This window comes from Actinospica acidithermotolerans (assembly GCF_018139625.1).
GTDB lineage: Bacteria > Actinomycetota > Actinomycetes > Streptomycetales > Catenulisporaceae > Actinospica > Actinospica acidithermotolerans.
The window spans coordinates 155,910-181,595 of sequence record NZ_JAGSOH010000001.1; the positions used below are offsets into that span (position 1 = coordinate 155,910).

Consider the following 25,686-nt stretch of genomic DNA (forward strand, 5'->3'; position numbering starts at 1 on the left):
GGAAACCGAGCGATGTCTGGGTGGCGCCCCGAGGGCGACCGGTACCGGGGGCAGGAGTACGTGGCCGAATACCGGCCCGACTCCCCGTACGCCCAGAACCACGGCCCGGGGTCCTCGGGTGAGCACTACGTCGGCCAGACCGACGAGTGGTACCAGCAGACCCGGCACGAGACGCAGAGCCTCTGGTACCCCGAGATACCGCCGGACGAGGCGCCGGAGGCCAGGCAGGCCCGGCGCGCCGCCTACGCCGAGGCCGTCGACGCGACCCGGTTCAACATCCCGGCGATCAGCGCGGGCTTCCTGGACCCGACCTCGCTGCAGACGCTCATCCCGCCGCGCCGCGGACAGGTCCAGGGCCCCGGGACCCGGCCGGCCGACGAGACGGTCGTCGGCGACGCGGCGGTCGAGGCGCCGTCGGCCGAAGCCGCCAAGGCGAGCGTCTCGCGGGCCAGCCGGATCATGGCGATGGGCACCATCGTCTCCCGCGTCACCGGCATGGTGCGCTCCTCGATGCTGGTCGCCGCGCTGAGCACCGGACCGCTGGCCGACGCGTTCACCGTCGGCAACAACCTGCCGAACATGGTCTACATGATCGTGATCGGCGGCGCGGTCAACGCGATCTTCGTGCCGCAGCTGGTGCGTGCGATGAAGGACGACGCGGACGGCGGACGGGCCTTCATCGACCGGCTGCTGACCATGACGATCGTCTTCCTCGGCGGCCTGACCGCCGTCGCCGTCATCGCCGCGCCGCAGCTGGTGACCTTCTACGCGAGCAACGCGCACGGCGCCGACCGCACCGCGACGATCGTCTTCGCGCGCTACTGCCTGCCGCAGATCCTGTTCTACGGCCTGTCCGTGATGCTGGGCCAGATCCTCAACGCGAAGGACAGCTACGGCCCGGCGATGTGGACGCCGGTGCTGGCCAACGTGGTGCAGATCGCCACACTGGGCGCGTACATGTGGATCGTCGGCGGCACCTTCAACACCCCGCAGACCATCACGATCAACGAGCAGATACTGCTCGGCCTCGGCACCACGCTCGGCATCGTGCTGCAGACGGTGACCCTGCTGCCGTACCTACGCGGGGTGGGCGTGCGCTTCCGGCCGCGCTTCGACTGGCGCAACACCGGCCTGGGCAAGTCGATGACCCTGGCCAAGTGGACGCTGCTGACGGTCTTCATCGGCGCGGGCGTGAACTGGGCCGTGACCAACATGTCCACCACGATGGGCAATCGCTTCGCCAGCAACGGCGTCGGCTACTCGGCGTACTCGAACGCGGTCACGCTCTGGGTGCTGCCGCAGGCCGTCATCACGGTCTCGATCATCACTTCGCTGCTGCCGCGGATGAGCCGCTCGGCGCACGCCGGCGACCGCCGCGCGGTGGGCGACGCGATCTCCTACGGCCTGCGGTCGACCGGCGTGCTGATCGTGCCCTGCGCCTTCGCGTTCCTCGCCTTCGGCCAGCAGATCGTCTCGATCCTGCTCGGCCACGGCGGCATGACGCCGATCCAGTCGCACAACCTCGGGTACATGCTGATGGCGTTCAGTCTCGGACTGATCCCCTACTCGGCCCAGTTCGTGATGCTGCGCGGTTTCTACGCATACGAGGACACCAAGACGCCGTTCTTCATCGCCCTGTGGATCGGGGTCGCGAACGCGGCGCTCGCCTACGCCGCCTTCGTCGTGCTCGGAAGCACGCAGTGGGCGGTGGCCGGAATGTGCGCCGGCTACTCGATCTCGTATCTGATCGGAATGGTGCTCACCGCGCAGCGGCTGCACAAGCTCGTCGGAAGTTTCGACGGAAAGCGCGTGATGCGCGTGCACATCAAGCTGTGCGTCGCGGGCGCCCTGGCCGCCGCGATCGGCGGCCCGGTGGGCATCTACGTCACCGATATGCGGGGTGCCGGAACGGTCGGCGCAATCGCCGGTTTCGCCACCGGAGGCCTTCTGTTCATCGCGGTGTTCGTTCTCGCGGCGCGCAAAATGCGCGTCCAGGAGGTGAACTCCTTGTTGGGCACCCTGAAGGCGCGCCTCGGCCGTTAGCACTACCATGAGGCGGGAAAGGCTCATGCTCTTCAACCGCCGAACCGCCGCAAGGAAATCGAGGGAGGGCCGTGGCTGCCCTGGCCGAAAACCCCGCCGAGCAGAGCGAGGACGAGGACGTCACCGCGCCGCAGGGGCCGGAGACCGAGCCCACGGCACACGCCGTGCCCGAGAAGAAGGCAGAGGACGTAATCGAGGCCGCCGAGCCGGAATCCGACAGGGAGTCGGAAACCCCGGCGGCGGACGGCGAGGAGCCGGAGACCGTGGCCCTCGCCCAGGACGCGTCCGCCCCGAAGCCGGGAAGCGCGGAGAAGTCGGCGAAGCCGGAGAAGGGCGAGCGGCCCGCGCCGAAGGCGTCGAGTGCGTCCGCCGAGTCCGTCCCGCCCGCTGAGTCCGCAGAGTCCGCGAAGTCGCACGAGCCGGACGGGTCCGCGGAGTCCGGCGCCGAATCCCGTGCCGAGTCCGAGTCCGAGTCCGAGAAGGACGAGCCGGCTGCTTCCGCGACCGAGTCCGAGTCCGAGGCCTCGGTCGAGTCCGAGGCCGAGCCGGAGACCGTGCCCGTCGACCCGGTGTCGAACTGGGAGCCGGCCCGGCCGAAGATCGCGCGCGAGCTCGCCGTCGTCGGCCGCCGGCTCGGCAGCCGGTACCGGCTCGAGCGCATGGTGCGCGGCTTCGGCGGCGTCTTCTCGCCCGAGCCGCAGCTGTGGGTCGGCGTGGACGAGCTGCTCAACCGCCGCGTCGGTGTCGACCTCATAGCCACCGAACACCCCCTGGTCGAGCAGGTGGCCCGGGCCGCCCGCGACGCCGCGGCGGTCCCCGACGCGCGATTCGTCCAGGTCCTCGACGCGGTGCAGGACGAGGACCTGCTCTACATCGTCACCGAGTGGGTGCCGGGCGCCGAGCAACTGCAGGAGCGGCTGGCCGACGGCCCGCTCTCGCCCGCCCGCGCCACCCGCATGGTCCGCGACCTCGCCGAGGCGATGGTCCGCGCGCACGAGGCCGAGGTGGCGCACGGCGCGATGAACCCGGCCACGGTGATGATCACCCGCGCCGGCGAGGTCAAGCTCCGCGGGCTGCTCGTCGAGGCCACCCTGAGCGGCGCCGAGCCGGAGGCCGCCGATCCCGACGAGCGCTACGCGGCGGACGTTCTGGCGCTGGGTCAGATCTGGTACGCCGCGCTCACCGCGCGCTGGCCGGGCCCCGAGGCCGATTACGGGCTGGAAGCCGCACCGGCCGACGGCGGCGACCTCTACACCCCGGCGCAGATCCGCGCCGCCGTGCCCAAACAGGTGGACGCGACCGTCTGCCGCGCCCTGGGCATCGGCGGCCAGGAGGCCTTCACCACGGTCAAGGAGCTCTCGGACGCCATCCGCGCGCTGCCCAAGCTGCGCGAGGAGGCACCGGAGCCGGAGACGGTCGTCGTGCCGCCGCGCACCCGCAGCGCCAAGCCGGTCTCCGCCGCGAACTCCGCGAACGGCTCGGCCCGCGACGCCGTCCCGAACTGGTCCCCCGCGCCCGAGGAGGCCAAGCCGCTCTGGCGGCGCCGCGGCGCGCTGGCCGCCGCCGGGTGCGCGGTCATCGCGCTGGCCACGCTCGCCGCGTTCCAGCTCTCCGGGAACAACAAGACGGACACCACGACGGGCAGCATCAGCAACGCGACGCCGCACCCGTCCGTCGGCGGGCTGGTCAGCATCCCGGCCGGCACCTCGGGCAAGGCGCTGAAGATCTCGGACGACACCATCTGGGACAACGGCCCGAGCTCGGGCTCCGTGGCCACCAAGGCCGACGCCTACAACGGCTCGTCCAGCGGCTGGAAGATGACGACCCAGACGAACTCGAACTGGGCGAACAGCGGCGGCGGGATAGGGCTGATCTTCGACCTGGGCGCGGCGCACACCGTGGACCAGATCAAGTTCCAGATCTCCAACCCGGACGCCACGGTCGAGATCTTCACCGCGCCCGCGGGCAGCTCGACCGCCTGGAACGCGAACAGCATCACCTCCGACGGCTTCACCCTGCAGAAGACGCTCAGCGGCGCCGTCTCGGGGCAGACGATCACCGCGAGCTTCTCGCCGACCTCGGCCGAGTACGTGGCGGTCGTCTTCACCCAGCTGCAGTCGCAGAGCGGGCTCAGCGACGGCACGCCGGCCGGATACCGCAGCAACATCCTCGACGCGCAGGTGCTCGGCGAGTAGTCCGCGCCGGGCCCGGGGGGTCGCTGGGCCGGCCAGAGAACGCGAGGGAGAGCATGCGGGAGGCTGCGCGCGACGAGGCGGGCGACCTCGAACGCCTGCGCCGGCATCTGGCGGGGGACCGCGAGGCGTTCGGCGAGCTGCTCGCGCGGCACCGCGGCCGGATGTGGGCCGTGGCGCTGCGCACCGCGGGCAATCCCGAGGACGCGGCGGACGCGCTGCAGGACGCGGCGCTGTCCGCCTTCAAGGCGGCCGGCTCGTTCCGGCAGGACTCGGCGGTCGGCACCTGGCTCTACCGGATCACCGTGAACGCCTGCCTGGACCGGCTGCGCCGGCAGGCCGCACGGCCGACGGTGCACTATCCCGATCCCGAGTCGAGCGTCTGGCGGCAGGCCACCGAGGATCCGACCGACATGGCGGAGCAGCGGGAACTGCGGATGGTCCTGGAGCAGGCGCTGGCACAGCTGCCGGTGGACCAGCGCGCGGCCGTGGTGCTGGTCGACGTCCAGGGGCTGCCGGTGGACGAGGCGGCCGCGGTGCTCGGCGTGCCCGCCGGCACGATCAAGAGCCGCTGCGCGCGCGGCCGGGCCAAGCTGGCGACGGCGCTGCGCGATCTGCGGAACCCGGCGCCCGATTCCGACGTCTCAGTACAGATCGACCATCCAGCCACAGCCACACGTGACGAGAACCGGAAGCGGGGTGCCCGGTGACGGAGCCACAGGAGCCCCGTGGCGCGGCCGCCGCGCACCTGACGCCCGAAGAGTTGTCGGAGTGCGCGTTCAGCCCGGAGACCGCCCCTGCGGGCCTGCTCGAGCACGCGCAGGGCTGTCCGGAGTGCGCGGCTGAACTCTCCGGCCTACGCGTCTTGCTGAGCGAGCTGGCCGCGTTGCCCGAGCCGGAGGTCCCCGAGTCGGTCGTCATCCGGATGGACGCCGCGGTGCAGCGGGCGTGGCAGGAGGCCGACGCGGAGCAGGAGCGGGACAAGCAGCGGGACCGCGTCGGGACCGCGTCGGCGGCCCGGCCGGGCCGGTGGTCCTGGCGGAAGCTCGCGGTGCCGCTCGCCTCGCTCTCGCTGATCGCGATCGCGGGTATCGGCATCGGCGTGGCCGTGAGCCACAGCGGCTCGAACGCCAGCTCCACGGGAAGCGCATCGAGCGGCGTTTCCGTCCAGAACGCTCCGCGCAGCAATCAGGACCTCACGGATCCGGCGCTTGTCGCGTGGGTTCACAGCAGCCTGGCCGGCGGCCAGCCGAAGTCCTCACCGATGGTCGCGGAGGGGAACTGCGCCCAGGCGAGTGCGCCGAAGCGTTCCGGCTACACCGTTCTGACGACGGCTCACCGCGTGTTCGAGAACCAGGCTGCGACGCTGGTCGTGTACCAGAACGCGCAGGAGCCCGCGTCCTCGACCGTCTACGCGGTCGTGTACGCGGGCTCCTGCCCGAGCTCTGCGAGTGTGGTGCTCGCCCAGGGCTCCGTCAGCCGATGAAGTCCTCGAGGTCCTTGAGCAGCGCGCGCTTCGGCTTGGCGCCGACGATGGTCTTGGCGACCTCGCCCTTGACGTAGACGTTCAGCATCGGGATGTTCAGCACCCCGTAGCGCGTCGCCGTCTCCGGGTTCTCGTCGGTGTTCAGCTTGACGATCTCCAGCTTCTCGCCGTGCTCGGCGGCGATCTGCTCCAGGATCGGGGCGATCATGCGGCACGGCCCGCACCACTCGGCCCAGAAGTCGACCAGCACCGGCTTGCCGCTCTTGAGGACCTCCTCGTCGAACGTCGCGTCGGTGACCTGCTTGAGCGCCGACATGAAGCGGCCTCCTTCTTCTGAAAGCTTGCGTCTGTGGGTGGAACGTCAGGACTGCTTCGTTGATTCCGCGTGCTCGAGCGCGGCCAGGAAGCGCTCGGCGTCCAGCGCGGCGGCGCAACCGGTGCCGGCCGCGGTGATGGCCTGGCGGTAGGTGTGGTCGACGACGTCGCCGCACGCGAAGACGCCCTCGAGGTTGGTGCGCGTGCTCGGCGCGTCCACCGTCACGTAGCCCTCGTCGTCCAGGTCGATCTGCCCCTTGAACAGATCACTGCGCGGCTCGTGGCCGATCGCGATGAACAGGCCGTCGGCGTCGATCTCCCGCTCCTCGCCGGTGCGGGTGTCGCGCAGCCGGACGCCGGTCACCTTGTCCTCGCCGAGGATCGCGGAGACCTCGCTGTTCCATTCGAAGGAGATCTTCGGGTTGGCCATCGCGCGCTCCTGCATGATCTTGCTGGCGCGCAGTTCGCCGCGGCGGTGCACGATGGTGACGCTCTGGCCGAAGCGGGTCAGGAACGTCGCCTCCTCCATTGCCGTGTCGCCGCCGCCGACCACGAGGATCCGCTTCTCCCGGAAGAAGAAGCCGTCGCACGTGGCGCACCAGGAGACGCCGTGGCCGGAAAGCCGCTTCTCGTCCGGCAGGCCCAGCTCCCGGTAGCCGGAGCCGGTGGCGATGATGACGGTGCGCGCGTAGTGCACGTCGTCGTTGCCGTCCACGACGCGCTTGACCGGACCGCTCAGGTCGACCTCGATCACGTCGTCCGTGACGAGCTCGGCGCCGAAGCGCTCGGCCTGCTTGCGCAGCCCGTCCATCAGGTCCGGTCCCATGATGCCGTCCGGGAAGCCGGGGAAGTTCTCCACCTCGGTGGTGTTCATCAGCGCACCGCCGGCCGTCACCGAGCCCTCGAACAGCAGCGGCTTCAGACCGGCCCGAGCGGTGTAGATCCCGGCGGTGTATCCCGCGGGCCCGGAGCCGATGATGATGACGTTCCGGACTTCGGTTCCCTCTGCTTCAGGCACTGCCTACTGCTTTCTCTCGGTCTGCTGACTGCTGGGGGGTACTTCTACTGCCACTGCTGCTACTACTACTGCTGCCGCCGCGGCGGTCGTTCACGTGAACCGCGACGGAGGCGCCGCTATTCCGACGCGCGCACCCGCTCGCCGGGCGCCATCAGCTCGAGGATCCGGTCCAGGTCCTCGAGGGAGCCGAACTCCACGACGACCTTGCCGCGTCCGCCGAGCACGTTGACCGACACGCGCGTGTCGTACCGGTCGGAGAGCCGGTCGGCGAGATCGGTCACCGCGGGGGAGATGCGGCTGCCGGGACGCGGTTTGCGCGGCTTCTTGGACTTCTCCGGGTCGTGCAGCTGGACGATCTCCTCGACCGCGCGCACCGAGAGCAGCTCCTGCACGATGCGCTTGGCGAGCTGCTCCTGCGCCTCATGGTCGTCGACTCCGGCGAGCGCCTTCGCGTGCCCGGCCGAGATGGTGCCGGCGGCGATTTTCAGCTGCACCTCCGGCGACATCTTCAGCAGCCGGAGCGAGTTGGAGATGTAGGAGCGCGAGCGGCCGACGCGGCCGCCGAGCTCCTCGTGCGTGCACTCGAAGTCCTTGAGCAACTGGTCGAAGGCGGCGGCTTCTTCCAGCGGATTGAGCTGAGCGCGCTGCAGGTTCTCCAGCAGCGCGTCGAGCAGCATCCGGTTGTCCTCGGTCTGCCGCACGATCGCCGGGATCTCGGTCAGGCCGATCGCCTTGGAGGCGCGGAAGCGGCGCTCCCCCATGATGAGCTCGTAGTGCTCGTCGTCGACCTTGCGCACCACGATCGGCTGCAGCAGGCCGACCTCCTTGATGGAGGTCCCGAGGTCGCGCAGATCGTCCTCGTCGAAGTAATCGCGCGGCTGCCGCGGGTTCGGCACGATCGCGGACAACGGCAGTTCCGCGAAATACGCGCCGGCGACCATCGGCGGCTCGGCCGGGGCCGGGGACTGTTCCACGTGGAACTCGTCGGCATCGGGGCGATAGACCTCGCCCAGCGGAAGCCGCCGGGTGGGCACCGGGTTCGCGGTCGCCGCACCGGCGGCCGCGCTCGGGCTGCCGGGGATCGCCCCTTCCGGGGCCGTGGGAATCAGCGAGCCCAGGCCGCGGCCGAGCCCTCGCCGACGATCGTTCATCGTGCCACCTCTTCTGCGTCCGCGGGCAGCGCGCGCTGGCCGGGAACCTGTGCATAGCGCTCCACGATCTCCCGGGCCGCCTCGCGATAGGCGAGCGCGCCGGTCGACGCGGGATCGTAGGTCATCACCGTCTGGCTGTAGCTCGGCGCCTCCGAGATGCGCACCGAACGCGGCACCGCGGTGCCCAGCACCTCGTTCGGGAAGTGCATCCGCACCTCGTCGGCCACCTGGGAGGCGAGCCGCGTGCGCGCGTCATACATCGTGAGCAGAATCGTCGAGATCCGCAGATCGGTGTTCAGGTGCGCGCGCACCAACTCGATGTTGCGCAGCAGCTGGGTGAGCCCCTCGAGCGCGTAGTACTCGCACTGGATCGGGATCAGCACCTCCTTGCCGGCGACCATCGCGTTGACGGTCAGCAGCCCCAGCGAGGGCGGGCAGTCGATGAGGATGTAGTCCATCGTGTCGTGGTATACGGACAGCGCCCGCTGCAGCCGGCTCTCCCGGGCCACCATCGAGACGAGCTCGATCTCGGCGCCCGCGAGGTCGATCGTCGCCGGGGCGCAGTAGAGCCCGGGGATGTCCTCGACCGGCTGGACGATCTCCTCCATGCTGTACCGCTCGATCAGCACGTCGTAGATGGAGGGCACCTCGGAGTGGTGCTCGATGCCGAGCGCCGTGGAAGCGTTGCCCTGTGGGTCGAGGTCGACCACGAGTACCTTTGCGCCGAACTGGGCGAGCGAGGCGGCGATGTTCACCGTCGTCGTGGTCTTGCCCACGCCGCCCTTCTGGTTGGCCACCACCATCGTGCGGGTGCTCGCCGGGCGGGGCAGCGGTTGCTGGCTGCGCGCCATCGCCGCCACCGCCGCCTCAGCCTCCCGCGCTATCGGCGTATCCTCCGCCGGCGCGCGGCGACCGCCGTGCAACATGTCGGTGTCGACAGCGGCGGGCACCGGCTGCGGGCCGCCCGACCCGATCGGCTGGTCGTAGGGCATCGGCCAACTCTCTTCCTCCGTCGAGATGACGACGGCTCGTTCAGCGTCACGCGATTCAGTGCCGTGCCAGGTCCAGCTGAAGCCGTCCGGCGGCATGCTTTCCGCTTCCAGCGATTCTTCCAGGCGCCACCCACGAGGTAGTGGAACGCCGCTCGTTGATTGGTTGCCGCGTTGGCCACTTTCTGGGTGCCCGCGGCGATGGCCTTCGGACGGACCGGGCGCCACCATCGTGTCCCCTCGTCGCTTGAATCAGGAGATACACCTAGGTGCCGATGACCGCACCGCGAGAGGTTTCACGTGGAACCGGGGGAGTCTCGTGGAGTCGGGTTTCACGTGGAACAGAGGTCCGCTGGATCCGGTTTCACGTGAAACGCGCCTAGGGAGCAAGTCGTACTGTAGCTGGTCTCAGTTCGGTGTGCGTCGCGTGCGCGCGGAACGGACGTTTTTGGCCGGGCGAGCGGCCTTCGCGGGGCGGAAACCCTGGGCCCCCAAGTCAATCCGCACCACGCGGGTCGCGGCCTCGCCGAGCTCGGCCCCCACCGAGACCACTCCCCACTCCACGGCGCCCAGCGCCTTCAGGCTCGGCGCCACCCGCTCCAGTTCGGTCGCGGCCGCCTCGCCCTTGAGCGCGAGCATCCGACCCTTCGGCGCGAGCAGCGGCAGGCACCAGCCGACCAGCTTCTCCAGCGGGGCGACCGCGCGGGCGGTCACCAGATCCGCCCCGATCCGGCCGGCCCACTCCTCGGCCCGGCCGCGGCGCACCTCGACGTTGCGCAACCCGAGGGTCTCGACGCACTCGGAGAGGAAGACGGTCCGCCGCAGCAGCGGCTCCAGCAGGGTCATCCGGAGGTCGGGTCGGGCGATCGCCAGCACCAGGCCGGGCAGTCCGCCGCCCGAGCCGACGTCCACCACGTCAAGATCCGGAGCGATCAGCTCAGCCACGGCCCCGCAGTTGAGCAGGTGCCGCTCCCAGAGCCGCTCCACCTCGCGCGGCCCGATCAGCCCGCGCTCCACCCCCGGGCCCGCGAGCAGTTCCGCGTACCGGGTCATCGTCGGCAGGCTAGCGCCGAACAGGGTGCTCGCCTCTGCCGGCGGCAGGGGGAGCGTGCAGCCGGACAGATCCTGGGACATTCCTCCGCACCTCATGTTTCACGTGGAACCGGCCGCTGGACTCCATCGGATTGTGTGCACAGCCTAGCCAGTTCGCGACGGGTGAACCAAAAGAGGGCCCCGGCGGCGGCGCCGCCGGGGCCCTCTCCACTCACGCTCGACGAGTCCGCCGAGCGGACTGGTCGGATACTCAGATCTTTCAGGCCGGGTAGACGATCACACAGCGGTTGGGCTCCTCGCCCTCCGACTCGCTGCGCAGTCCGGCGGCGGCCACCGCGTCGTGCACGACCTTGCGCTCAAACGGGGACATCGGCGCCAGCCGGACGCCCTGCCCGGTGGACTTCGCCTGCTCCACCGCCTCGTTGCCGAGCTCGATCAGCGCGGCGCGCCGGGCGGCCCGGTGCCCGCCGATGTCCAGCATCAGCCGGGTGCGCTCGCCGGTCTCCCGGGTCACGGCCAGGCGGGTGAGCTCCTGCAGCGCCTCCAGCACCTCGCCGTTCTTGCCCACCAGGTTCGCCAGGCCGTCGCCGACGATGGACACCGAGGCGCGGTCGCCCTCGACGTCCATATCGATGTCGCCGTCGAAGTCCGCGATGTCGAGCAGGCCCTCCAGGTAGTCCGCCGCGATATCGCCCTCCTCCTCAAGCCGGGAAAGCCGGCTCTCGGTATCGGTCGCCTCGGCTTCGCCTTCGGCCGCCGGCTCCGTCACGGCGCTCTCGGACTGCGTCGTCACCGTCCCGTCCTCTCCTTCTTCTCGACCTCGGCGCGCTAGCGCTTGGTGCGCTGGCTCTTGGTGGTCCGCGTCGGCTGGTTGCGCTGCGGCTTGGGTCGGCCGGTCGAGGTCATGCTCGCCTCGGGGGCCGCGTCCTGCGGCTCGCTCTTCGGCGCGTCGGCCGGAGCGGGCTTGCCCTTCTTCTGCGCCTTGGCGGCCTTGCGCGCCAGGTGCTCCTCGTGCGCGAGCGAGCCGGGCGTCGGGTTGTTGCGCAGGACGTAGAACTGCTGCCCCATGGTCCACAGGTTCGAGGTCAGCATGTAGATCAACACGCCGATCGGGGCGATCAGATAGAACAGTCCCAGCATCAGCGGCATCACGTACATCAGCATCTTCTGCTGCTTGACCATCGGGTTGTCCGGCGCGCTGTTCTTCAGGATCATCTGCCGCTGCGTGATGAACTGGGTCAGCATGCAGATCAGGATCATCGCGCCCGCGACGGCCTTGACGTCCGCGGAGCTCGCGCCGTGCAGAGCGGCGCCGGAGCTATTGAAGTGCGTCGAGATCGGCGCGCCGAGGATGTGCGCGCTGTTGATGCTCGCGACCAGGGCGGTGGTCATGAACGCGAAGGTGGTGCCGTTCGCGACGTTGTAGAGCAGCCGGTAGAGCGAGGCCCAGAACGGGGACTGCGCCAGCACCGGGAGGCAGCTGGCGAAGGGGTTGGTGCCGTGCTCCTTGTACAGCGCCATCATCTCGCGCTGCTGCTTCTGCTGGAGATCGCGCTTCTTGACCGGGTCGAACTTGGCCCGCTCGATGTCCCGCTTGTACTTGTCCTGCAGCGCCTTGATCTCGGGCTGGATGACCTGCATCGCCCGCATCGACTTGATCTGCTTGACGAACAGCGGAATCAGCAGCACCCGGATCGACAGGGTGAGGAAGACGATGGCCAGGCCCCACGCCCAGCCGCTGTTCGGCTCGAACACCAGGCTGAACAGACGGTGGAACTGGACCACCAACCAGCTGATGACCCACATGATGGGCCACAACAGCGTGTCATACCAACTCACGATCAGGCTCCTCGCCTAAGGCCTGCCAGGTTCACTGCCCACAGCTCCACTCGTCTCGGCGTTCACTGCCGCCGTTGCCGTTGTCGGGTTGCTCCATCTTCCGCGCGGCGGCACCTCGTCGATGCCGCCCGAACTCCACGGGTTGCAGCGCAGGATCCGCCATGCGGTAAGTATTGTCCCCTTAGCGGCTCCGTGGACCGACATCGCCTCGTAGCCGTAGTGCGAACAGCTCGGGTAATAACGGCAGACCGGGCCCAGCAGCGGTGAGATGGTCCGCTGATAGATCCGGATGAGCCCCATGAGGAGGTATTTCACGGCCTCTCACCCCGCCGGTCGGCACGCGGGCGCCGCGCGGCGCCGCCGCCTGTCAGACGTTCGAGGGCCGCATCGAGTTCCCGGCCGAGCAGCGCGTAGTCCGCTTCGGCGGCCGGCGGCAGCGCCCGGACCACCAGGATCGAGCCCGGCGGCAGCGTGCCGAGCCGGGCCGCGCACAGATGCCGCAGCCGGCGGCGCACCCGGTTGCGGACGACCGCGTTGCCCACGGCCTTGCTCACGACGAAGCCCGCGCGGGCACCGGGACCCGTGCGGGCTTCGTCTGTCGCCTTCTCGGACTGTCCGTCCGCAGCGAGATACGCCACCAGATGGGCACGCCCGGATCGCCGTCCGGCGCGGATCGCCCGGGCGAACTCGTCACCGCGACGCACGCGGCTTTCGGAAGGCAGCACGCGCGACTCCGATGACGTCCGGACGACCCGGCGGGCTCACCGCCGGGCGCTGCCCGTCTTACGCGGACAGTTCGCGACGGCCCTTGGCGCGACGCGAGGAGAGGATGGCCCGGCCGGCCCGGGTGCGCATGCGCAGCCGGAAGCCGTGGGTCTTGGCGCGGCGCCGGTTGTTCGGCTGGAAGGTGCGCTTGCTCACTGGGGGCTCCAGACAGGTACTGGCTTGAGGACTCGGTCTTTCGGCGCGAGCGGCTCCGGGCAGCATTCAACACGGAGGTTTCGACTCGACCTGCTTACGGTACGCGGGAGGCCGCCACCGGGTCAAACCCGCTCGCACGCGGCTTCGTCCCCCGGCTGTGGACAACGAGTTGAACAGCAGGCCCGGGATGGCTACCGTCGTGTGGTCGCCCCGGGTCGGCCCGTGGCTCGTTCAGGGAATCCGCAGCGGGATCCACAAGTTGTCCACAGCACTTGTGGAAAACTTGGGCACGCACTCCTGCCGAGTGCCGCCGGGCACGCTGAGCCCGGCGCAGCCGGACCTCTGACACCCCGATTCACGATGAGTGGTAGCCGTGCCTGACGAGTACTCCAACGCCCCTTCGACCGGCGGCATGCCCCCGGTCGGCGACTTCGGCACGGTGTGGAAGCACTTCGTCGCGCAGCTCGAGGCGGAGGGCAGGCTCGGCCCCAAGGACCGCGCGTTCCTCATGCTCACCGTGCCGATCGCGCTGGTCGGCAACACCGTCGTGCTCGGCGTGCAGGACAACTACACCAAGGAGAAGCTCGAGGGCAGCCTGCGCGACCTGGTCGCCGGCGGCCTCGCCCAGCTCCTCGGCCACCAGGTGCACCTCGCCGTCACGGTCAACGCGCAGCCGCAGCCGCTCCCGCAGCCGCCGCAGCAGCAGATCCCGCGGCCGTTCAGCCCGCAGCCGCCGGTCGCCCCGCAGCTGCCTTCCTTCGAGGATCTGCGCGAGCAGGCCAGGCTGCCCTTCGCGCCGCGCCAGGACGAGCAGCCCGCCCCCGGCGTGACCGCGGGCCCGATCAGCCTGCCCCCGCAGCCGCCGAGCGCGCACTCGGCCCCGCCGCCGCTGCCCTTCGCGGCCCGGCCGCTCGACCACGCCGACGACCTGCCGTCCCAGCCTCCGGCCGTGGCGCTGCCCTTCGCCTCCGCGCCCGATCCGCTGCCCGAGCGCAGCTTCGGCGCGCCGGCCGACGCGATGGAGCGGGAGAAGGCGAAGCAGCCGGGCGGGGCGTCCGACGCTCCGGTGAAGGCCGAGGGCGAAGCCGGGCGGCTCAACCCCAAATACCTCTTCGAGACCTTCGTCATCGGCTCGAGCAACCGCTTCGCGCACGCGGCCGCCGTCGCGGTCGCGGAGGCCCCGGCCAAGGCGTACAACCCGCTGTTCATCTACGGCGAGTCCGGGCTCGGCAAGACGCACTTGCTGCACGCGATCGGGCACTACACCCGCTCGCTCTACCCGGGGACCCGGGTGCGGTACGTCAGCACCGAGGAGTTCACCAACGACTTCATCAACGCGATCCGCGACGGCAAGCAGGACCTGCTGCGGCGCCGGTACCGCGACATCGACATCCTGATGATCGACGACATCCAGTTCCTGGAGAACAAGGAAGGCACGCAGGAGGAGTTCTTCCACACCTTCAACGCGCTGCACAACTCCAACAAGCAGATCGTGATCTCCAGCGACCGGCCGCCCAAGCAGCTGGTCACCCTGGAGGACCGGCTGCGCTCGCGCTTCGAGTGGGGCCTGATCACCGACGTGCAGCCGCCGGAGCTGGAGACCCGCATCGCGATCCTGCGGAAGAAGGCCGCGCAGGAGCGGCTCAACGCCCCGCCCGAGGTGCTGGAGTTCATCGCCAGCAAGATCTCCACCAACATCCGCGAGCTCGAGGGCGCGCTGATCCGGGTGACGGCGTTCGCCTCGCTCAACCGCTCGCCGGTGGACTTCCCGCTGGCCGAGGCGGTCCTCAAGGACCTCTTCCCGGAGGCCGGCGGCACCGAGATCACGGCGTCGACCATCATGGCGCAGACGGCCGCCTACTTCGGACTGACCATAGAGGACATCTGCGGCACCTCGCGCAGCCGGGTGCTGGTCACGGCGCGCCAGATCGCCATGTACCTGTGCCGGGAGCTGACGGACATGTCGCTGCCCAAGATCGGCCAGCTGTTCGGCGGCCGCGACCACACGACCGTCATGCACGCCGACCGGAAGATCAGGAACCTGATGGCCGAGCGGCGCTCCACCTACAACCAGGTGACCGAGCTGACGAACCGCATCAAGTCCATGCGCGGCTAGTCTCCACCCTGAGTACACGTCAGGTTCATCTGTCAAATCGCGATTCAAAATCCTGGTTTTCCACCGGGATTATCCACAGCCCCCGCCGGGTACACAGGACAAAGAGCCTGGTCCCGTCGGGGGCTGTGTCGGTTGATGTGGAAACAGCGCCATCCCAATGCACAGCCTGTGGATACTTGTGGACAACTTCTGTGCATAAGCTACCGGGACGTTGGACGAGTCACCGATTCGAGTGAGAATCTTATCCCCAGGCTTCAAGATTTTTTTGGGGACAAGCTGTGCACAAACTGTGGACGTCTGTGGACGCGGTGTGGACAACGCGCGTTTCTCCACAGGGGAGTTCGAGTTCTCCCCAGGTTCTCCCCAGGGCCTGTGTACAAAAATTTCCGCGCCGACCTGCGGAAAGGGCGCTTTTCCACAGTATCCACACCCCCTACTACTACTACTCAAGAGATAACTCCATCTAGGCAAAAAGCTCGTGGGCTGCGCACAATTCTGTGGATAACCTCGCCGAGAGGTCTGACGTCCAATCTCCCTCTCTCCGAAAAAGCGCTATCCTCATCCGAGGCAGTCGACGGTCGGGGTGATGAGAATCCTGATCATGTCCGGACAGTGGAGGCGAGACCGGTGAAGTTTCGGGTAGAACGCGACGTCCTCGCCGAGGCGGTGGCCTGGACGGCCAAGTCGCTTCCGGCCCGCCCACCGGCGCCGGTGCTCGCCGGCCTGCTGCTCTCGGCCATAGGCGAGGAGCTGGTCATCAGCGGCTTCGACTACGAGGTCTCCTCGCGCTCGCAGCTGCCCGCGCAGGTCGAGGAGGCCGGCACGGTCCTGGTCTCCGGCAAGCTGCTCGCGGACATCGCCCGCGCCCTGCCGAACCGGCCGGTGGAGTTCTCCACCGACGGCCCCAAGGTCCAGCTGGTGTGCGGCAGCTCCCGCTTCACCCTGCAGACCATGCCGGTGGAGGAGTACCCGGCGCTGCCGGACATGCCCAAGGCGGCGGGCAGCATCGCGGCCGGCACCTTCGCCGCCGCCGTCGCCCAGGTCGCCGTCGCGGCCGGCAAGGACGACACCCTGCCGTTCCTGACCGGCGTCCGCGTCGAGATCAACGGGGACACGCTGCGGCTGGTGGCCACCGACCGCTACCGGCTGGCCGTGCGCGAGATCCTGTGGAAGCCGGAGATCGCCGACCTCGACGCCGTCGCGCTCGTCCCGGCCAAGACCCTGCACGAGATCGCCCGCTCGCTCACCGGCGGCGAATTCGTCACCCTCGCCCTGGCGGACACCGAGGCCGAGGCGGGCCAGGGCCTGATCGGCATCGAGGCCTCCGGCAAGCGCACCACCACCCGGCTGCTCGAGGGCGAGTTCATCAAGTACAACTCGATCTTCCCGGCCGAGTTCACCGGCGACGCGGTGATCGAGACCTCCGCGCTGATCGAAGCCGTCAAGCGCGTCGCGCTGGTGGCCGAGCGCAACACCCCGGTGCGCCTGAGCTTCTCCACCGGCCAGGTCACCCTCGAGGCCGGCACCGGCGACGAGGCCCGCGCCAGCGAGACCATGGACGCGGTCTTCGAGGGCGAGGACATCTCGCTCGCCTTCAACCCGGGCTATCTGCTCGAGGGCCTCGGCGCGCTGGAGGCCCCGTACACGCAGCTGTCGTACACCACCTCCACCAAGCCCGCGGTGCTCACCGGCCGTCCGGCCGCCGACGCCGACCACGACCCGGCCTACCGCTACCTGGTGATGCCGATCCGGCTCACCGGCTGACGCCCGCACGCGCGCGTTCTCCCGTCGCGATAACGTCTCCATGGAAGAGACAAGGACGTCACACAGGTAGACGACAGGAAGGTGGGCTCAGGATGGAGCTCGGACTCATCGGCCTCGGCAAGATGGGCGGAAACATGCGCGAGCGCATCCGCCGGGCCGGGCACACGGTGATCGGCTACGACCGCAACCCGGACCTCGCGGACGTCGGCTCGCTCAAGGAGCTGGTGGACACCCTCGCCGCGCCGCGCGTGGTGTGGATCATGGTTCCGGCCGGCGGCCCGACCCAGTCCACCGTGGACGAGCTGGCCGAGCTGCTCTCGCCCGGCGACCTCGTCGTCGACGGCGGCAACTCGAAGTGGACCGACGACAAGAAGCACTCCGAGGAGCTCGCCGCCAAGGGCATCGGCTTCGTGGACGCCGGTGTCAGCGGCGGCGTGTGGGGCCTGGAGAACGGCTACGCGCTCATGGTCGGCGGCAGCGTCGAGAACGTCGCCAAGGTGCAGCCGATCTTCGACGCGCTCAAGCCGGAGGGCGACTACGGCTTCGTGCGCGCCGGCGAGGCGGGCGCCGGCCACTTCGCGAAGATGGTCCACAACGGCATCGAGTACGCGATGATGCAGGCCTACGCCGAGGGCTGGGAGCTGCTCGAGGCCGTGCCCGAGGTCACCGACGTGCGCGAGATCTTCCGCAGCTGGAAGGAGGGCACGGTCATCCGCTCCTGGCTGCTCGACCTCGCGGTCAACGCCCTCCAGGAGGACGAGCACCTGACCGGCCTGCGCGGCTACGCCGACGACTCCGGCGAGGGCCGGTGGACCGTCGAGGCCGCGATCGACCACGCGGTGCCGCTGCCCGCGATCACCGCCTCGCTCTTCGCCCGGTTCAGCTCACGGCAGGAGGACTCGCCGTCGATGAAGATGGTCGCGGCGCTGCGCAACCAGTTCGGCGGCCACGCGGTCACCGACGCCTCCGGCCGCGTGGCCAAGGAGCACAAGACCCCCGGTGCCTGAGGTCACCCCGCCTTGCGTCTGAGTCACCTGTCGCTCGTCGACTTCCGCAGCTACGCCGGGCTCGAACTCGAGCTCGAGCCCGGCGTCTGCGTGCTGGTCGGGCCGAACGGCCACGGCAAGACGAACGTGGTCGAGGCCGTCGGCTACCTCGCCACGCACGGCAGCCACCGGGTGGCGCAGGACCAGCCGCTGGTCCGGATCGGCGCGCAGCGCGCGGTGATCCGGGCGGCGGTGCACCACGAGGATCGCAGTGTCCTGCTGGAACTGGAGATCAACCCGGGCCGGGCGAACCGGGCCAGGGTCAACCGGAACGCCGTCGGCAAGACCCGGGACGCGCTCGGCTACCTGCGCACGGTGCTGTTCGCGCCGGAGGATCTGGCACTGGTCAAGGGGGATCCGGCCGTCCGCAGGCAGTTTCTGGACGAGCTGCTGGTCGCCCGCACTCCCCGCTTCGCCGCCGTGCGCGCGGATTACGAGCGCGCCCTCAAGCAACGCAATGCCCTGCTTCGCAGCGCGGCCCAGCTGCGCAGGGCGAACCGCGGCGCGGCCGTGGACATGACGACCCTGGACCTGTGGGACGGCCACCTGGCCTCCGCCGGCGCACATCTGCTGGCCGCCCGGCTCGAGCTGGTCGAGTCGCTCAATCCGCTGGTGGGCAAGGCATACGGCACCATCGCCGGCCGGGACACTGCGCTGCTCGACTACAAACCCTCATTCGAGTTGTCCACAGGCGGTGGATCGCCGGTGGACGAATCCGCCGTGCACGACGCGCTGATCGCGGCGCTCAACGCCGGGCGCAAGGACGAGATCGAGCGCGGGATGACGCTCGTCGGCCCGCATCGCGACGAGCTCGCGCTGCTGCTCGACCACGGGCACGGCCCGGTACCCGCGAAGGCCTATGCCAGCCACGGGGAATCCTGGTCATTCGCGCTCAGCGCCAAGCTCGCCGCGTTCGAGCTGCTGCGCGCCGAGGCGATCGAGCCGGTGCTGATCCTGGACGACGTCTTCGCCGAACTCGACAACTCCCGCCGCGGCCAGCTGGCGCAGGTGGCGGCGAGCGCCGAGCAGGTGCTCATCACCGCCGCCGTGGAAGAGGACGTACCAGCCTCGCTCAGCGGGATGCGCTACCGGATCGGCAAGGGGACCGCGGAGCGGCTCCGGTGAGCGCCGAGGGCGAGCCCACCGGCATCGACCTGGCGCGCGCCGCGCTGGCCGCGGCCAGGAAGAAGGCCAAGGAGCTCGAGCAGGACAAGGCCCGCCGGTCCGCCGCGGGCCGCCGCGCCGGCGCGCAGCGCCGTTCCGGATCGCGGTCCGACGACCGGGATCCGCAGCCGCTGCAGGCCACCATCGGCCGGCTGATGTCCGAGCACGGCTGGGAGGCGCCGGTCGCCGTCGGCGGCGTCATCCACAACTGGCCGCACGTCGTCGGCGAGCGCATCGCAGAGCACTGCGTGCCCGTCGGGTTCGCCGACGGGGTGCTGACGGTGCAGGCCGATTCCCCGGCCTGGGCGGTGGAACTGCGGCATCTGTCCGGGGCACTGCTCGCGAAGCTGAACGAATCGGTGCCTTCCGGACCCGACGGGCGCGCCGTGAAGCGGATCGCCGTGCTCGGTCCGGCCAAGCCCAGATTCGGCCTGAACGGCTTCCGCTGAATTCCGACCCCGCACAGGTGTAGGGGTACCGAAGTGTGGGTTGCGAGCTTCACAGCCGCCTTTCCGCCGCGCGTCGCGCTTCGCGCCCCGCGGAACCGGTAGAATGGAACCGAGATTTGCGGCTCTATGCCTACCCGATGGGCGGGCTGGGGCCGCAGCCGTTGAGAAAGGGTCCAGCGTCCGTGGATAACAGCGAAAACCCGCAGCTTGCAGCAGCAGAGAACGTCGTCGTCGAAGGCGAGAGCGCTCACGCAAGCGTCGCCAACTCCCGGGTCGAGGCGAAGTACGACGCGAGTGCGATCAACGTGCTCGAGGGTCTGGAAGCCGTACGCAAGCGTCCCGGCATGTACATCGGGTCCACCGGCGAGCGCGGCCTGCACCACCTGGTCCAGGAGATCGTGGACAACGCGGTGGACGAGGCGCTGGCCGGCTACTGCGACCACATCGTGGTGACCCTGCAGGGCGACGGCGGCGTGAGCGTCGAGGACAACGGCCGCGGCATCCCGGTCGGCATCGTGCCCGGCCAGGACAAGCCTGCCGTCGAGGTCGTGCTCACCGTGCTGCACGCGGGCGGCAAGTTCGGCGGCGGCGGCTACGCGGTCTCCGGCGGTCTGCACGGCGTGGGCTCCTCCGTGGTCAACGCGCTGTCCAACCGGCTGACCGTCGCGGTCAAGACCGACGGACACCTGTGGACGCAGGAGTACCTGCGGGGCGTGCCCACCGCGCCGCTGAACAAGGGCGAGGCCACCGAGGAGACCGGCACCACGGTCACCTTCTGGGCCGACGACGAGATCTTCGAGACCACCACGTACAACTTCGAGACCCTCTCCCGGCGCTTCCAGGAGATGGCCTTCCTCAACCGCGGCGTGTCCATCGAACTGATCGACGAACGCCCCGAGTACAAGGACGAGGAGGGCAATCCGCGGTCCGTGCGCTTCAAGTACGACGGCGGCATCGCCGACTTCGTCCGGCACATCAACGCCGCCAAGGGCGAGATGGTGCACCCTCAGGTGATCGAGTTCGGCTCCGAGGACACCGACCGCAAGATCTCGGCCGAGGTCGCGCTGCAGTGGAACAACCAGTACAGCGAGAGCGTGTACACCTTCGCGAACGTCATCCACACTCCCGACGGCGGCACCCACGAGGAGGGCTTCCGCTCGGCGCTGACCAACGTGGTCAACCGCTACGCGAAGGACAAGCAGCTGCTCAAGGAGAAGGACGACAACCTCTCCGGCGAGGACATCCGCGAGGGCCTGGTCGCGATCGTCTCGGTCAAGCTCGGCGAGCCGCAGTTCGAGGGCCAGACCAAGGCCAAGCTGGGCAACACCGAGGCCCGCACCTTCGTGCAGAAGCTGACCTACGAGGCGATGGCCGACTGGTTCGACCGGAACCCGAACGAGGCCAAGGACATCATCCGCAAGTCGATCCAGGCCGCCACCGCGCGGATCGCCGCCCGCAAGGCGCGCGAGCTGACCCGGCGCAAGGGCCTGCTGGAGTCGATGGCGCTGCCGGGCAAGCTCTCGGACTGCCAGTCCACCAACCCGGTCGAGTGCGAGATCTTCGTGGTCGAGGGCGACTCCGCCGGCGGCTCGGCCAAGCAGGGCCGCGACCCGCGGGTGCAGGCGATCATGCCGATCCGCGGCAAGATCCTCAACGTCGAGAAGGCCCGGATCGACAAGGTCCTGCAGAACACCGAGGTGCAGGGGCTGATCTCGGCACTGGGCACCGGGATCCACGACGACTTCGACATCAGCAAGCTGCGCTACCACAAGATCGTGCTGATGGCGGACGCTGACGTCGACGGCCAGCACATCAATACCCTGCTCCTGACCTTCCTGTTCCGCTTCATGAAGCCGCTGGTCGAGGCCGGGTACGTCTACCTGGCCGCGCCGCCGCTCTACAAGATCAAGTGGACCAAGGACGACTTCGCCTACGCCTACTCGGACCCGGAGCGGGACCAGCTGATCGCCCAGGGCGTCTCGGCCGGCCGCCGGATCAAGGACGACAGCGTGCAGCGGTTCAAGGGCCTCGGCGAGATGAACGCCGAGGAGCTGCGGGTCACCACGATGGACCGCGACCACCGCATCCTGCGCCAGGTGACGCTGGACGACGCCGCCCAGGCGGACGAGCTGTTCTCGATCCTGATGGGCGAGGACGTGGAGGCGCGCCGGTCGTTCATCCAGCGCAACGCCAAGGACGTCCGCTTCCTCGACATCTGATCCGGTCCACCTCTCCGAGCAGCTTCCTGAAAGGAGTTAGCCCTCGTGGCTGACGAGAACACCCCGCGGACCGCCGAACTCGTGGCGCCCGAACCGGAGAACGACCGGATCCAGGTCGTCGACCTGCTGACCGAGATGCAGCGGTCCTACCTGGACTACTCGATGGCCGTCATCGTCGGGCGCGCGCTGCCCGAGGTGCGCGACGGCCTCAAGCCGGTGCACCGCCGCGTGCTCTACGCGATGTACGACGGCGGCTACCGCCCGGACCGCGGCTACTTCAAGTGCGCGCGCGTGGTGGGCGAGGTCATGGGTGTCTACCACCCGCACGGCGACACGGCGATCTACGACACCCTGGTCCGGCTCGCGCAGCCCTGGTCGCTGCGGATGCCGCTGGTGGACGGCAACGGCAACTTCGGCTCGCCGGGCAACGACCCCGCGGCCGCCATGCGCTACACCGAGTGCAAGCTGGCCCCGCTGGCCATGGAGATGCTGCGGGACATCGACGAGGAGACCGTCGACTTCCAGCCGAACTACGACGGCCGCTCGCAGGAGCCGACGGTGCTGCCGTCGCGCTTCCCCAACCTGCTGGTCAACGGCTCGTCCGGCATCGCGGTCGGCATGGCGACGAACATCCCCATGCACAACCTGCGCGAGGTCGCCGAGGGCGCGCAGTGGTACCTGCAGAACCCGGAGGCCACCCCCGCGGAGCTGCTCGAGGCGCTGCTGGAGCGGATCAAGGGCCCGGACTTCCCGACCGGCGCGAAGATCATGGGCCGGCGCGGCATCGAGGAGGCCTACCGCACCGGGCGCGGCTCGATCATCATGCGCGCCGTGGTCGAGGTCGAGGAGATCCAGAACCGCACCTGCCTGGTCGTCACGGAGCTGCCCTACCAGGTCAACCCGGACAACCTGGCCGGGAAGATCGCCGACCTGGTCAAGGACGGCAAGATCCAGGGCATCGCGGACGTGCGCGACGAGTCTTCCTCGCGCACCGGCCAGCGGCTGGTCGTCGTGCTCAAGCGGGACGCCGTCGCCAAGGTCGTGCTCAACAACCTGTACAAGCACACCCAGCTGCAGGACAGCTTCGGCGCCAACATGCTCGCGATGGTCGACGGCGTGCCGCGCACCCTGAGCCTGGACGCGTTCATCCGCTACTGGGTCGAGCACCAGGTCGACGTCATCGTCCGGCGCACCCGCTTCCGGCTGCGCAAGGCCGAGGAGCGCGCGCACATCCTGCGCGCCCTACTCAAGGCGCTGGACGCGATCGACGAGGTCATCGCGACGATCCGGGCCAGCGACACGACCGAGGCCGCGCGCCTCGGCCTGATGGCGCTGCTGGAGATCGACGAGATCCAGGCCAACGCGATCCTGGAGATGCAGCTGCGCCGCCTGGCCGCGTTGGAGCGGCAGCGGATCCAGGACGAGCACGACGAGCTGATGGCGAAGATCGCCGAGTACCAGGCGATCCTGGCCTCGCCGGAGCGGCAGCGGCAGATCATCTCGGAGGAGCTGGCCGCGATCGTCGAGCGCTACGGCGACGACCGGCGCACCGAGATCGTGCCCTTCGAGGGCGACATGTCCATCGAGGACCTGATCGCCGAGGAGGACATCGTCGTCACCATCACGCGTGGCGGCTACGCGAAGCGGACCAAGACCGACCTGTACCGCTCGCAGAAGCGCGGCGGCAAGGGCGTGCGCGGCGCGGCGCTCAAGCAGGACGACATCGTCGACCACTTCTTCACCACGACCACGCACCACTGGATCCTGTTCTTCACCAACAAGGGCCGGGTCTACCGGGTCAAGGCGTACGAGCTGCCGGACTCCGGACGCGACGCGCGCGGCCAGCACGTGGCGAACCTGCTGGCGTTCCAGCCGGACGAGAAGATCGCCCAGGTGCTCGACCTGCGCGACTACGAGGTCTCCCCGTTCCTGGTGCTGGCCACCAAGAAGGGCCTGGTCAAGAAGACCCCGCTGAAGGACTACGACTCGCCGCGCTCCGCGGGCGTCATCGCGATCAACCTGCGCGAGGACGACGAGCTGGTCTCCGCGGAGCTGTGCTCGGCGGAGGACGACCTGCTGCTGGTCAGCAAGCAGGCGCAGGCCATCCGGTTCACCGCGACGGACGAGTCGCTGCGGCCGATGGGCCGGGCCACCTCGGGCGTCATCGGCATGAAGTTCCGCGAGGACGACGAGCTGCTGTCGATGAGCGTCGTCAAGGACAACACCTTCGTGTTCACCGTGACCGACCGCGGGTACGGAAAGCGGACCGACGTGGCGAAGTACCCGCTGCGCGGCCGGGCCGGCCTCGGCGTGATCGCGGCCAAGACGGTCGAGGAGCGCGGCGTGCTGATCGGCGCCCTGATCGTCGAGGAGGGCGCCGAGGTGCTGGCCATCACCCAGGCCGGCGGCGTCATCCGCACCCGGGTCTCCGAGGTGCGCGAGACCGGCCGCGACACGATGGGCGTGCAGCTCATCCACGTAGGCAAGAAGGACGGCGTCGTGGCGATCGCCCGCAACGCCGATCCGGCCGACGCGGAGGATGCCGAGGAGGCTTTGGCAGGGAACGGCGAAAACGGAGAGAACGCCGAGGTCGAGGGCGTCGAGACTAACCCGGCCGAGGCAACGGTGACGGAATCGGAACGGGCGGCGTCCCCCGAGAGCGAGTAGTGCCCGGTAGATTGCGTCTAGCAAGCGTAAGCGGATTGAGTCGGTCGGTCGGGTGACGGCCGGCGGAACACGTGAAGGGGCCAGTCCCGTGAGTGACAGCGTGAACCCGGCGGGTTCCCGCCCGGGCGGGGGCCGCGGATACGGCGGAGGCGTGCCCGCGCGGCCGGAACAGCCGGTGCCGCACGAGCCGGGCGCCGGCCCGGTGGCCGCGCCGGCCGGCTCCGCCCAGCAGCAGGGACCCCAGGTGTCCGGCTTCGGCCGAACGCTGGGCCGGATGGGCAACGCGGTGGCCGCCGGGGTGCAGACCGCCTCCGGCGCCGCCCGCTCCGGCTTCGGCGGCGCGCCGGGCGAGCGCGCGGCCGGCTCCGCGGCCCGGCCGGTCGGCTCGCAGGTGCGGGTCCGCAAGGCCCGGCTGCGGGTGGCCCACGTCGACCCGTGGTCGGTGATGAAGGTCTCCTTCGTGCTGTCCATCGCGCTCGGCATCGTGACGCTGGTCGGCACGGCGGTGGTCTGGGAGGTGCTCAACGCGCTAGGCGTCTTCTCCTCGCTGGACAAGACCGTCGGCGACCTGACGAGCGGCAGCAGCGGCTCGAGCAGCTTCAACCTCTCCTCGGTGCTCTCCTTCGGCCGGGTCGAGGGCTACATGCTGATCATCGCCCTGGTGGACGTCGTCCTGGTGACCGCCCTGGCGACGCTCGGCGCGTACCTCTACAACCTCTCCTCCGGCTTCGTCGGCGGCCTGGAAGTGACCCTCGCCGAGGATCAGTAGGACCCGCGGGGCCGCGCCCGGGCAATCGGTTTGGGATCACCGGGGCCGATGCGGTACTCTCGTGGAGCGCTCGCAAGGGCGCGATGGACCTATAGCTCAGTCGGTTAGAGCGCTTCCCTGATAAGGAAGAGGTCGGTGGTTCAAGTCCACCTAGGTCCACGGCGTATCAGCCCGATCCCCTCGTACCTGGGATCGGGCTGCTTCCCTAGCTGAGAGGTTCGGGTCATGAAGAAGCTACTCCTGCTCGGTGTGGTCGCCGCCGGCGGTTTCCTCGTCTACAAGCAGGTCAAGGCCGCGGACAAGAGCGAGCAGGACCTGTGGACCGAGGCCACCGACCCGGTCCCGGCAGCCAGCCGCTGATCCGCACCGCAGCACCACCCGTCGCCGCGCGCAGCGGCGGCATCGGGGGCCATAGCTCAATTGGCAGAGCACTGCCTTTGCAAGGCAGGGGTTAGGGGTTCAAGTCCCCTTGGCTCCACCCGCGC

At 69.5% G+C, this 25,686-nt stretch carries 23 protein-coding genes and 2 tRNA genes; 15 read left to right on the forward strand and 10 right to left on the reverse strand.

Annotated elements, in window-relative coordinates; genetic code table 11:
* Positions 1-12 precede the first annotated feature (12 nt).
* The 4 genes from murJ to KDK95_RS00615 all read left to right on the forward strand — a co-directional run bounded on the left by murJ (position 13) and on the right by KDK95_RS00615 (position 5,721).
* Positions 13-2,043 carry a murein biosynthesis integral membrane protein MurJ gene (gene murJ / locus KDK95_RS00600; RefSeq protein WP_212515938.1) on the forward strand — a complete coding sequence of 677 codons (2,031 nt, stop codon included), beginning with the start codon at positions 13-15 and terminating at the stop codon, positions 2,041-2,043.
* A gap of 71 nt (positions 2,044-2,114) precedes the next feature.
* Complete coding sequence (locus tag KDK95_RS00605; protein WP_212515939.1) at positions 2,115-4,238, forward strand: hypothetical protein; 2,124 nt, start codon at positions 2,115-2,117, stop codon at positions 4,236-4,238.
* Positions 4,239-4,291: 53 nt separating this feature from the next.
* Positions 4,292-4,945, forward strand: coding sequence for an RNA polymerase sigma factor SigM (sigM, locus tag KDK95_RS00610; RefSeq protein ID WP_212515940.1), 654 nt, complete (start codon positions 4,292-4,294; stop codon positions 4,943-4,945).
* The gene (locus KDK95_RS00615; protein ID WP_212515941.1) at positions 4,942-5,721 is read left to right on the forward strand and encodes an anti-sigma factor; all 780 of its coding nucleotides are present in this window, start codon (positions 4,942-4,944) and stop codon (positions 5,719-5,721) included. The genes sigM and KDK95_RS00615 overlap by 4 nt, the downstream gene beginning before the upstream one ends.
* Here KDK95_RS00615 and trxA read toward each other — a convergent pair.
* The 10 genes from trxA to rpmH form a co-directional block, all read right to left on the reverse strand.
* Positions 5,711-6,037 carry a thioredoxin gene (gene trxA, locus KDK95_RS00620; RefSeq protein ID WP_212515942.1) on the reverse strand — a complete coding sequence of 109 codons (327 nt, stop codon included), beginning with the start codon at positions 6,035-6,037 and terminating at the stop codon, positions 5,711-5,713. The two genes, KDK95_RS00615 and trxA, sit on opposite strands and share 11 nt — an antisense overlap.
* 45 nt (positions 6,038-6,082) lie before the next feature.
* Positions 6,083-7,054 (reverse strand): thioredoxin-disulfide reductase, encoded by a 972-nt coding sequence (gene trxB / locus KDK95_RS00625; RefSeq protein ID WP_212515943.1) that lies wholly within the window; start codon positions 7,052-7,054, stop codon positions 6,083-6,085.
* A gap of 116 nt (positions 7,055-7,170) precedes the next feature.
* Positions 7,171-8,205: a ParB/RepB/Spo0J family partition protein gene (locus KDK95_RS00630; RefSeq protein ID WP_212515944.1), complete on the reverse strand. Its 1,035-nt coding sequence runs from the start codon at positions 8,203-8,205 to the stop codon at positions 7,171-7,173.
* Positions 8,202-9,131 carry a ParA family protein gene (locus KDK95_RS00635; protein WP_372463240.1) on the reverse strand — a complete coding sequence of 310 codons (930 nt, stop codon included), beginning with the start codon at positions 9,129-9,131 and terminating at the stop codon, positions 8,202-8,204. The genes KDK95_RS00630 and KDK95_RS00635 overlap by 4 nt, the downstream gene beginning before the upstream one ends.
* Before the next feature lie 471 nt (positions 9,132-9,602).
* Entirely contained in the window at positions 9,603-10,328 is a 726-nt protein-coding gene (gene rsmG, locus KDK95_RS00640) for a 16S rRNA (guanine(527)-N(7))-methyltransferase RsmG (protein ID WP_249159946.1), read from the reverse strand.
* 178 nt (positions 10,329-10,506) lie between these two features.
* Positions 10,507-11,016, reverse strand: coding sequence for a Jag family protein (locus KDK95_RS37320; protein WP_307844048.1), 510 nt, complete (start codon positions 11,014-11,016; stop codon positions 10,507-10,509).
* 59 nt (positions 11,017-11,075) lie between these two features.
* On the reverse strand, positions 11,076-12,086 hold the full coding sequence (gene yidC / locus KDK95_RS00650; protein WP_212515947.1) for a membrane protein insertase YidC: 1,011 nt from the start codon (positions 12,084-12,086) through the stop codon (positions 11,076-11,078).
* A gap of 15 nt (positions 12,087-12,101) precedes the next feature.
* Entirely contained in the window at positions 12,102-12,401 is a 300-nt protein-coding gene (gene yidD, locus KDK95_RS00655; RefSeq protein ID WP_372463235.1) for a membrane protein insertion efficiency factor YidD, read from the reverse strand.
* The gene (gene rnpA, locus KDK95_RS00660) at positions 12,398-12,811 is read right to left on the reverse strand and encodes a ribonuclease P protein component (protein WP_307844038.1); all 414 of its coding nucleotides are present in this window, start codon (positions 12,809-12,811) and stop codon (positions 12,398-12,400) included. Before rnpA ends, yidD begins: the two co-directional genes overlap by 4 nt.
* 58 nt (positions 12,812-12,869) lie before the next feature.
* Positions 12,870-13,007, reverse strand: a complete 138-nt coding sequence (rpmH, locus tag KDK95_RS00665) for a 50S ribosomal protein L34 (protein ID WP_212515948.1) — start codon at positions 13,005-13,007, stop codon at positions 12,870-12,872.
* Positions 13,008-13,380: 373 nt separating this feature from the next.
* Between rpmH and dnaA the strand changes: the two genes are divergently transcribed.
* The 11 genes from dnaA (at position 13,381) to KDK95_RS00720 (ending at position 25,679) form a co-directional block, all read left to right on the forward strand.
* Positions 13,381-15,123: a chromosomal replication initiator protein DnaA gene (gene dnaA, locus KDK95_RS00670; RefSeq protein WP_307844039.1), complete on the forward strand. Its 1,743-nt coding sequence runs from the start codon at positions 13,381-13,383 to the stop codon at positions 15,121-15,123.
* A gap of 627 nt (positions 15,124-15,750) precedes the next feature.
* On the forward strand, positions 15,751-16,887 hold the full coding sequence (dnaN, locus tag KDK95_RS00675) for a DNA polymerase III subunit beta (protein WP_212515949.1): 1,137 nt from the start codon (positions 15,751-15,753) through the stop codon (positions 16,885-16,887).
* A 92-nt stretch (positions 16,888-16,979) separates the two neighbouring features.
* On the forward strand, positions 16,980-17,894 hold the full coding sequence (gene gnd / locus KDK95_RS00680) for a phosphogluconate dehydrogenase (NAD(+)-dependent, decarboxylating) (RefSeq protein WP_212515950.1): 915 nt from the start codon (positions 16,980-16,982) through the stop codon (positions 17,892-17,894).
* A 12-nt stretch (positions 17,895-17,906) separates the two neighbouring features.
* Entirely contained in the window at positions 17,907-19,058 is a 1,152-nt protein-coding gene (gene recF, locus KDK95_RS00685; RefSeq protein ID WP_212515951.1) for a DNA replication/repair protein RecF, read from the forward strand.
* Complete coding sequence (locus tag KDK95_RS37555) at positions 19,055-19,546, forward strand: DciA family protein (RefSeq protein ID WP_212515952.1); 492 nt, start codon at positions 19,055-19,057, stop codon at positions 19,544-19,546. Before recF ends, KDK95_RS37555 begins: the two co-directional genes overlap by 4 nt.
* Positions 19,547-19,683: 137 nt before the next feature.
* Positions 19,684-21,765 (forward strand): DNA topoisomerase (ATP-hydrolyzing) subunit B, encoded by a 2,082-nt coding sequence (gene gyrB / locus KDK95_RS00695; RefSeq protein ID WP_212515953.1) that lies wholly within the window; start codon positions 19,684-19,686, stop codon positions 21,763-21,765.
* A gap of 45 nt (positions 21,766-21,810) precedes the next feature.
* Positions 21,811-24,432, forward strand: coding sequence for a DNA gyrase subunit A (gene gyrA / locus KDK95_RS00700; protein ID WP_307844042.1), 2,622 nt, complete (start codon positions 21,811-21,813; stop codon positions 24,430-24,432).
* A gap of 88 nt (positions 24,433-24,520) precedes the next feature.
* Complete coding sequence (locus KDK95_RS35400) at positions 24,521-25,201, forward strand: DUF3566 domain-containing protein (RefSeq protein ID WP_212515954.1); 681 nt, start codon at positions 24,521-24,523, stop codon at positions 25,199-25,201.
* An 85-nt stretch (positions 25,202-25,286) separates the two neighbouring features.
* A tRNA-Ile gene (locus KDK95_RS00710) sits at positions 25,287-25,360 on the forward strand.
* Positions 25,361-25,426: 66 nt separating this feature from the next.
* Positions 25,427-25,561 (forward strand): DLW-39 family protein, encoded by a 135-nt coding sequence (locus KDK95_RS00715; RefSeq protein ID WP_212515955.1) that lies wholly within the window; start codon positions 25,427-25,429, stop codon positions 25,559-25,561.
* Between the two features lie 45 nt (positions 25,562-25,606).
* Positions 25,607-25,679: transfer RNA gene (locus tag KDK95_RS00720), tRNA-Ala, on the forward strand.
* Positions 25,680-25,686: the final 7 nt, after the last annotated feature.

Coding starts and splice junctions, on each gene's coding strand:
- murJ (WP_212515938.1), top strand. CDS start 13: ATGTCTGGGTGGCGCCCCGAGGGCGACCGGTACCGGGGGCAGGAGTAC.
- sigM (WP_212515940.1), top strand. CDS start 4,292: ATGCGGGAGGCTGCGCGCGACGAGGCGGGCGACCTCGAACGCCTGCGC.
- trxA (WP_212515942.1), bottom strand. CDS start 6,037: ATGTCGGCGCTCAAGCAGGTCACCGACGCGACGTTCGACGAGGAGGTC.
- KDK95_RS00630 (WP_212515944.1), bottom strand. CDS start 8,205: ATGAACGATCGTCGGCGAGGGCTCGGCCGCGGCCTGGGCTCGCTGATT.
- KDK95_RS00635 (WP_372463240.1), bottom strand. CDS start 9,131: ATGTTGCACGGCGGTCGCCGCGCGCCGGCGGAGGATACGCCGATAGCG.
- rsmG (WP_249159946.1), bottom strand. CDS start 10,328: ATGTCCCAGGATCTGTCCGGCTGCACGCTCCCCCTGCCGCCGGCAGAG.
- gnd (WP_212515950.1), top strand. CDS start 16,980: ATGGAGCTCGGACTCATCGGCCTCGGCAAGATGGGCGGAAACATGCGC.
- gyrB (WP_212515953.1), top strand. CDS start 19,684: ATGGGCGGGCTGGGGCCGCAGCCGTTGAGAAAGGGTCCAGCGTCCGTG.
- KDK95_RS00715 (WP_212515955.1), top strand. CDS start 25,427: ATGAAGAAGCTACTCCTGCTCGGTGTGGTCGCCGCCGGCGGTTTCCTC.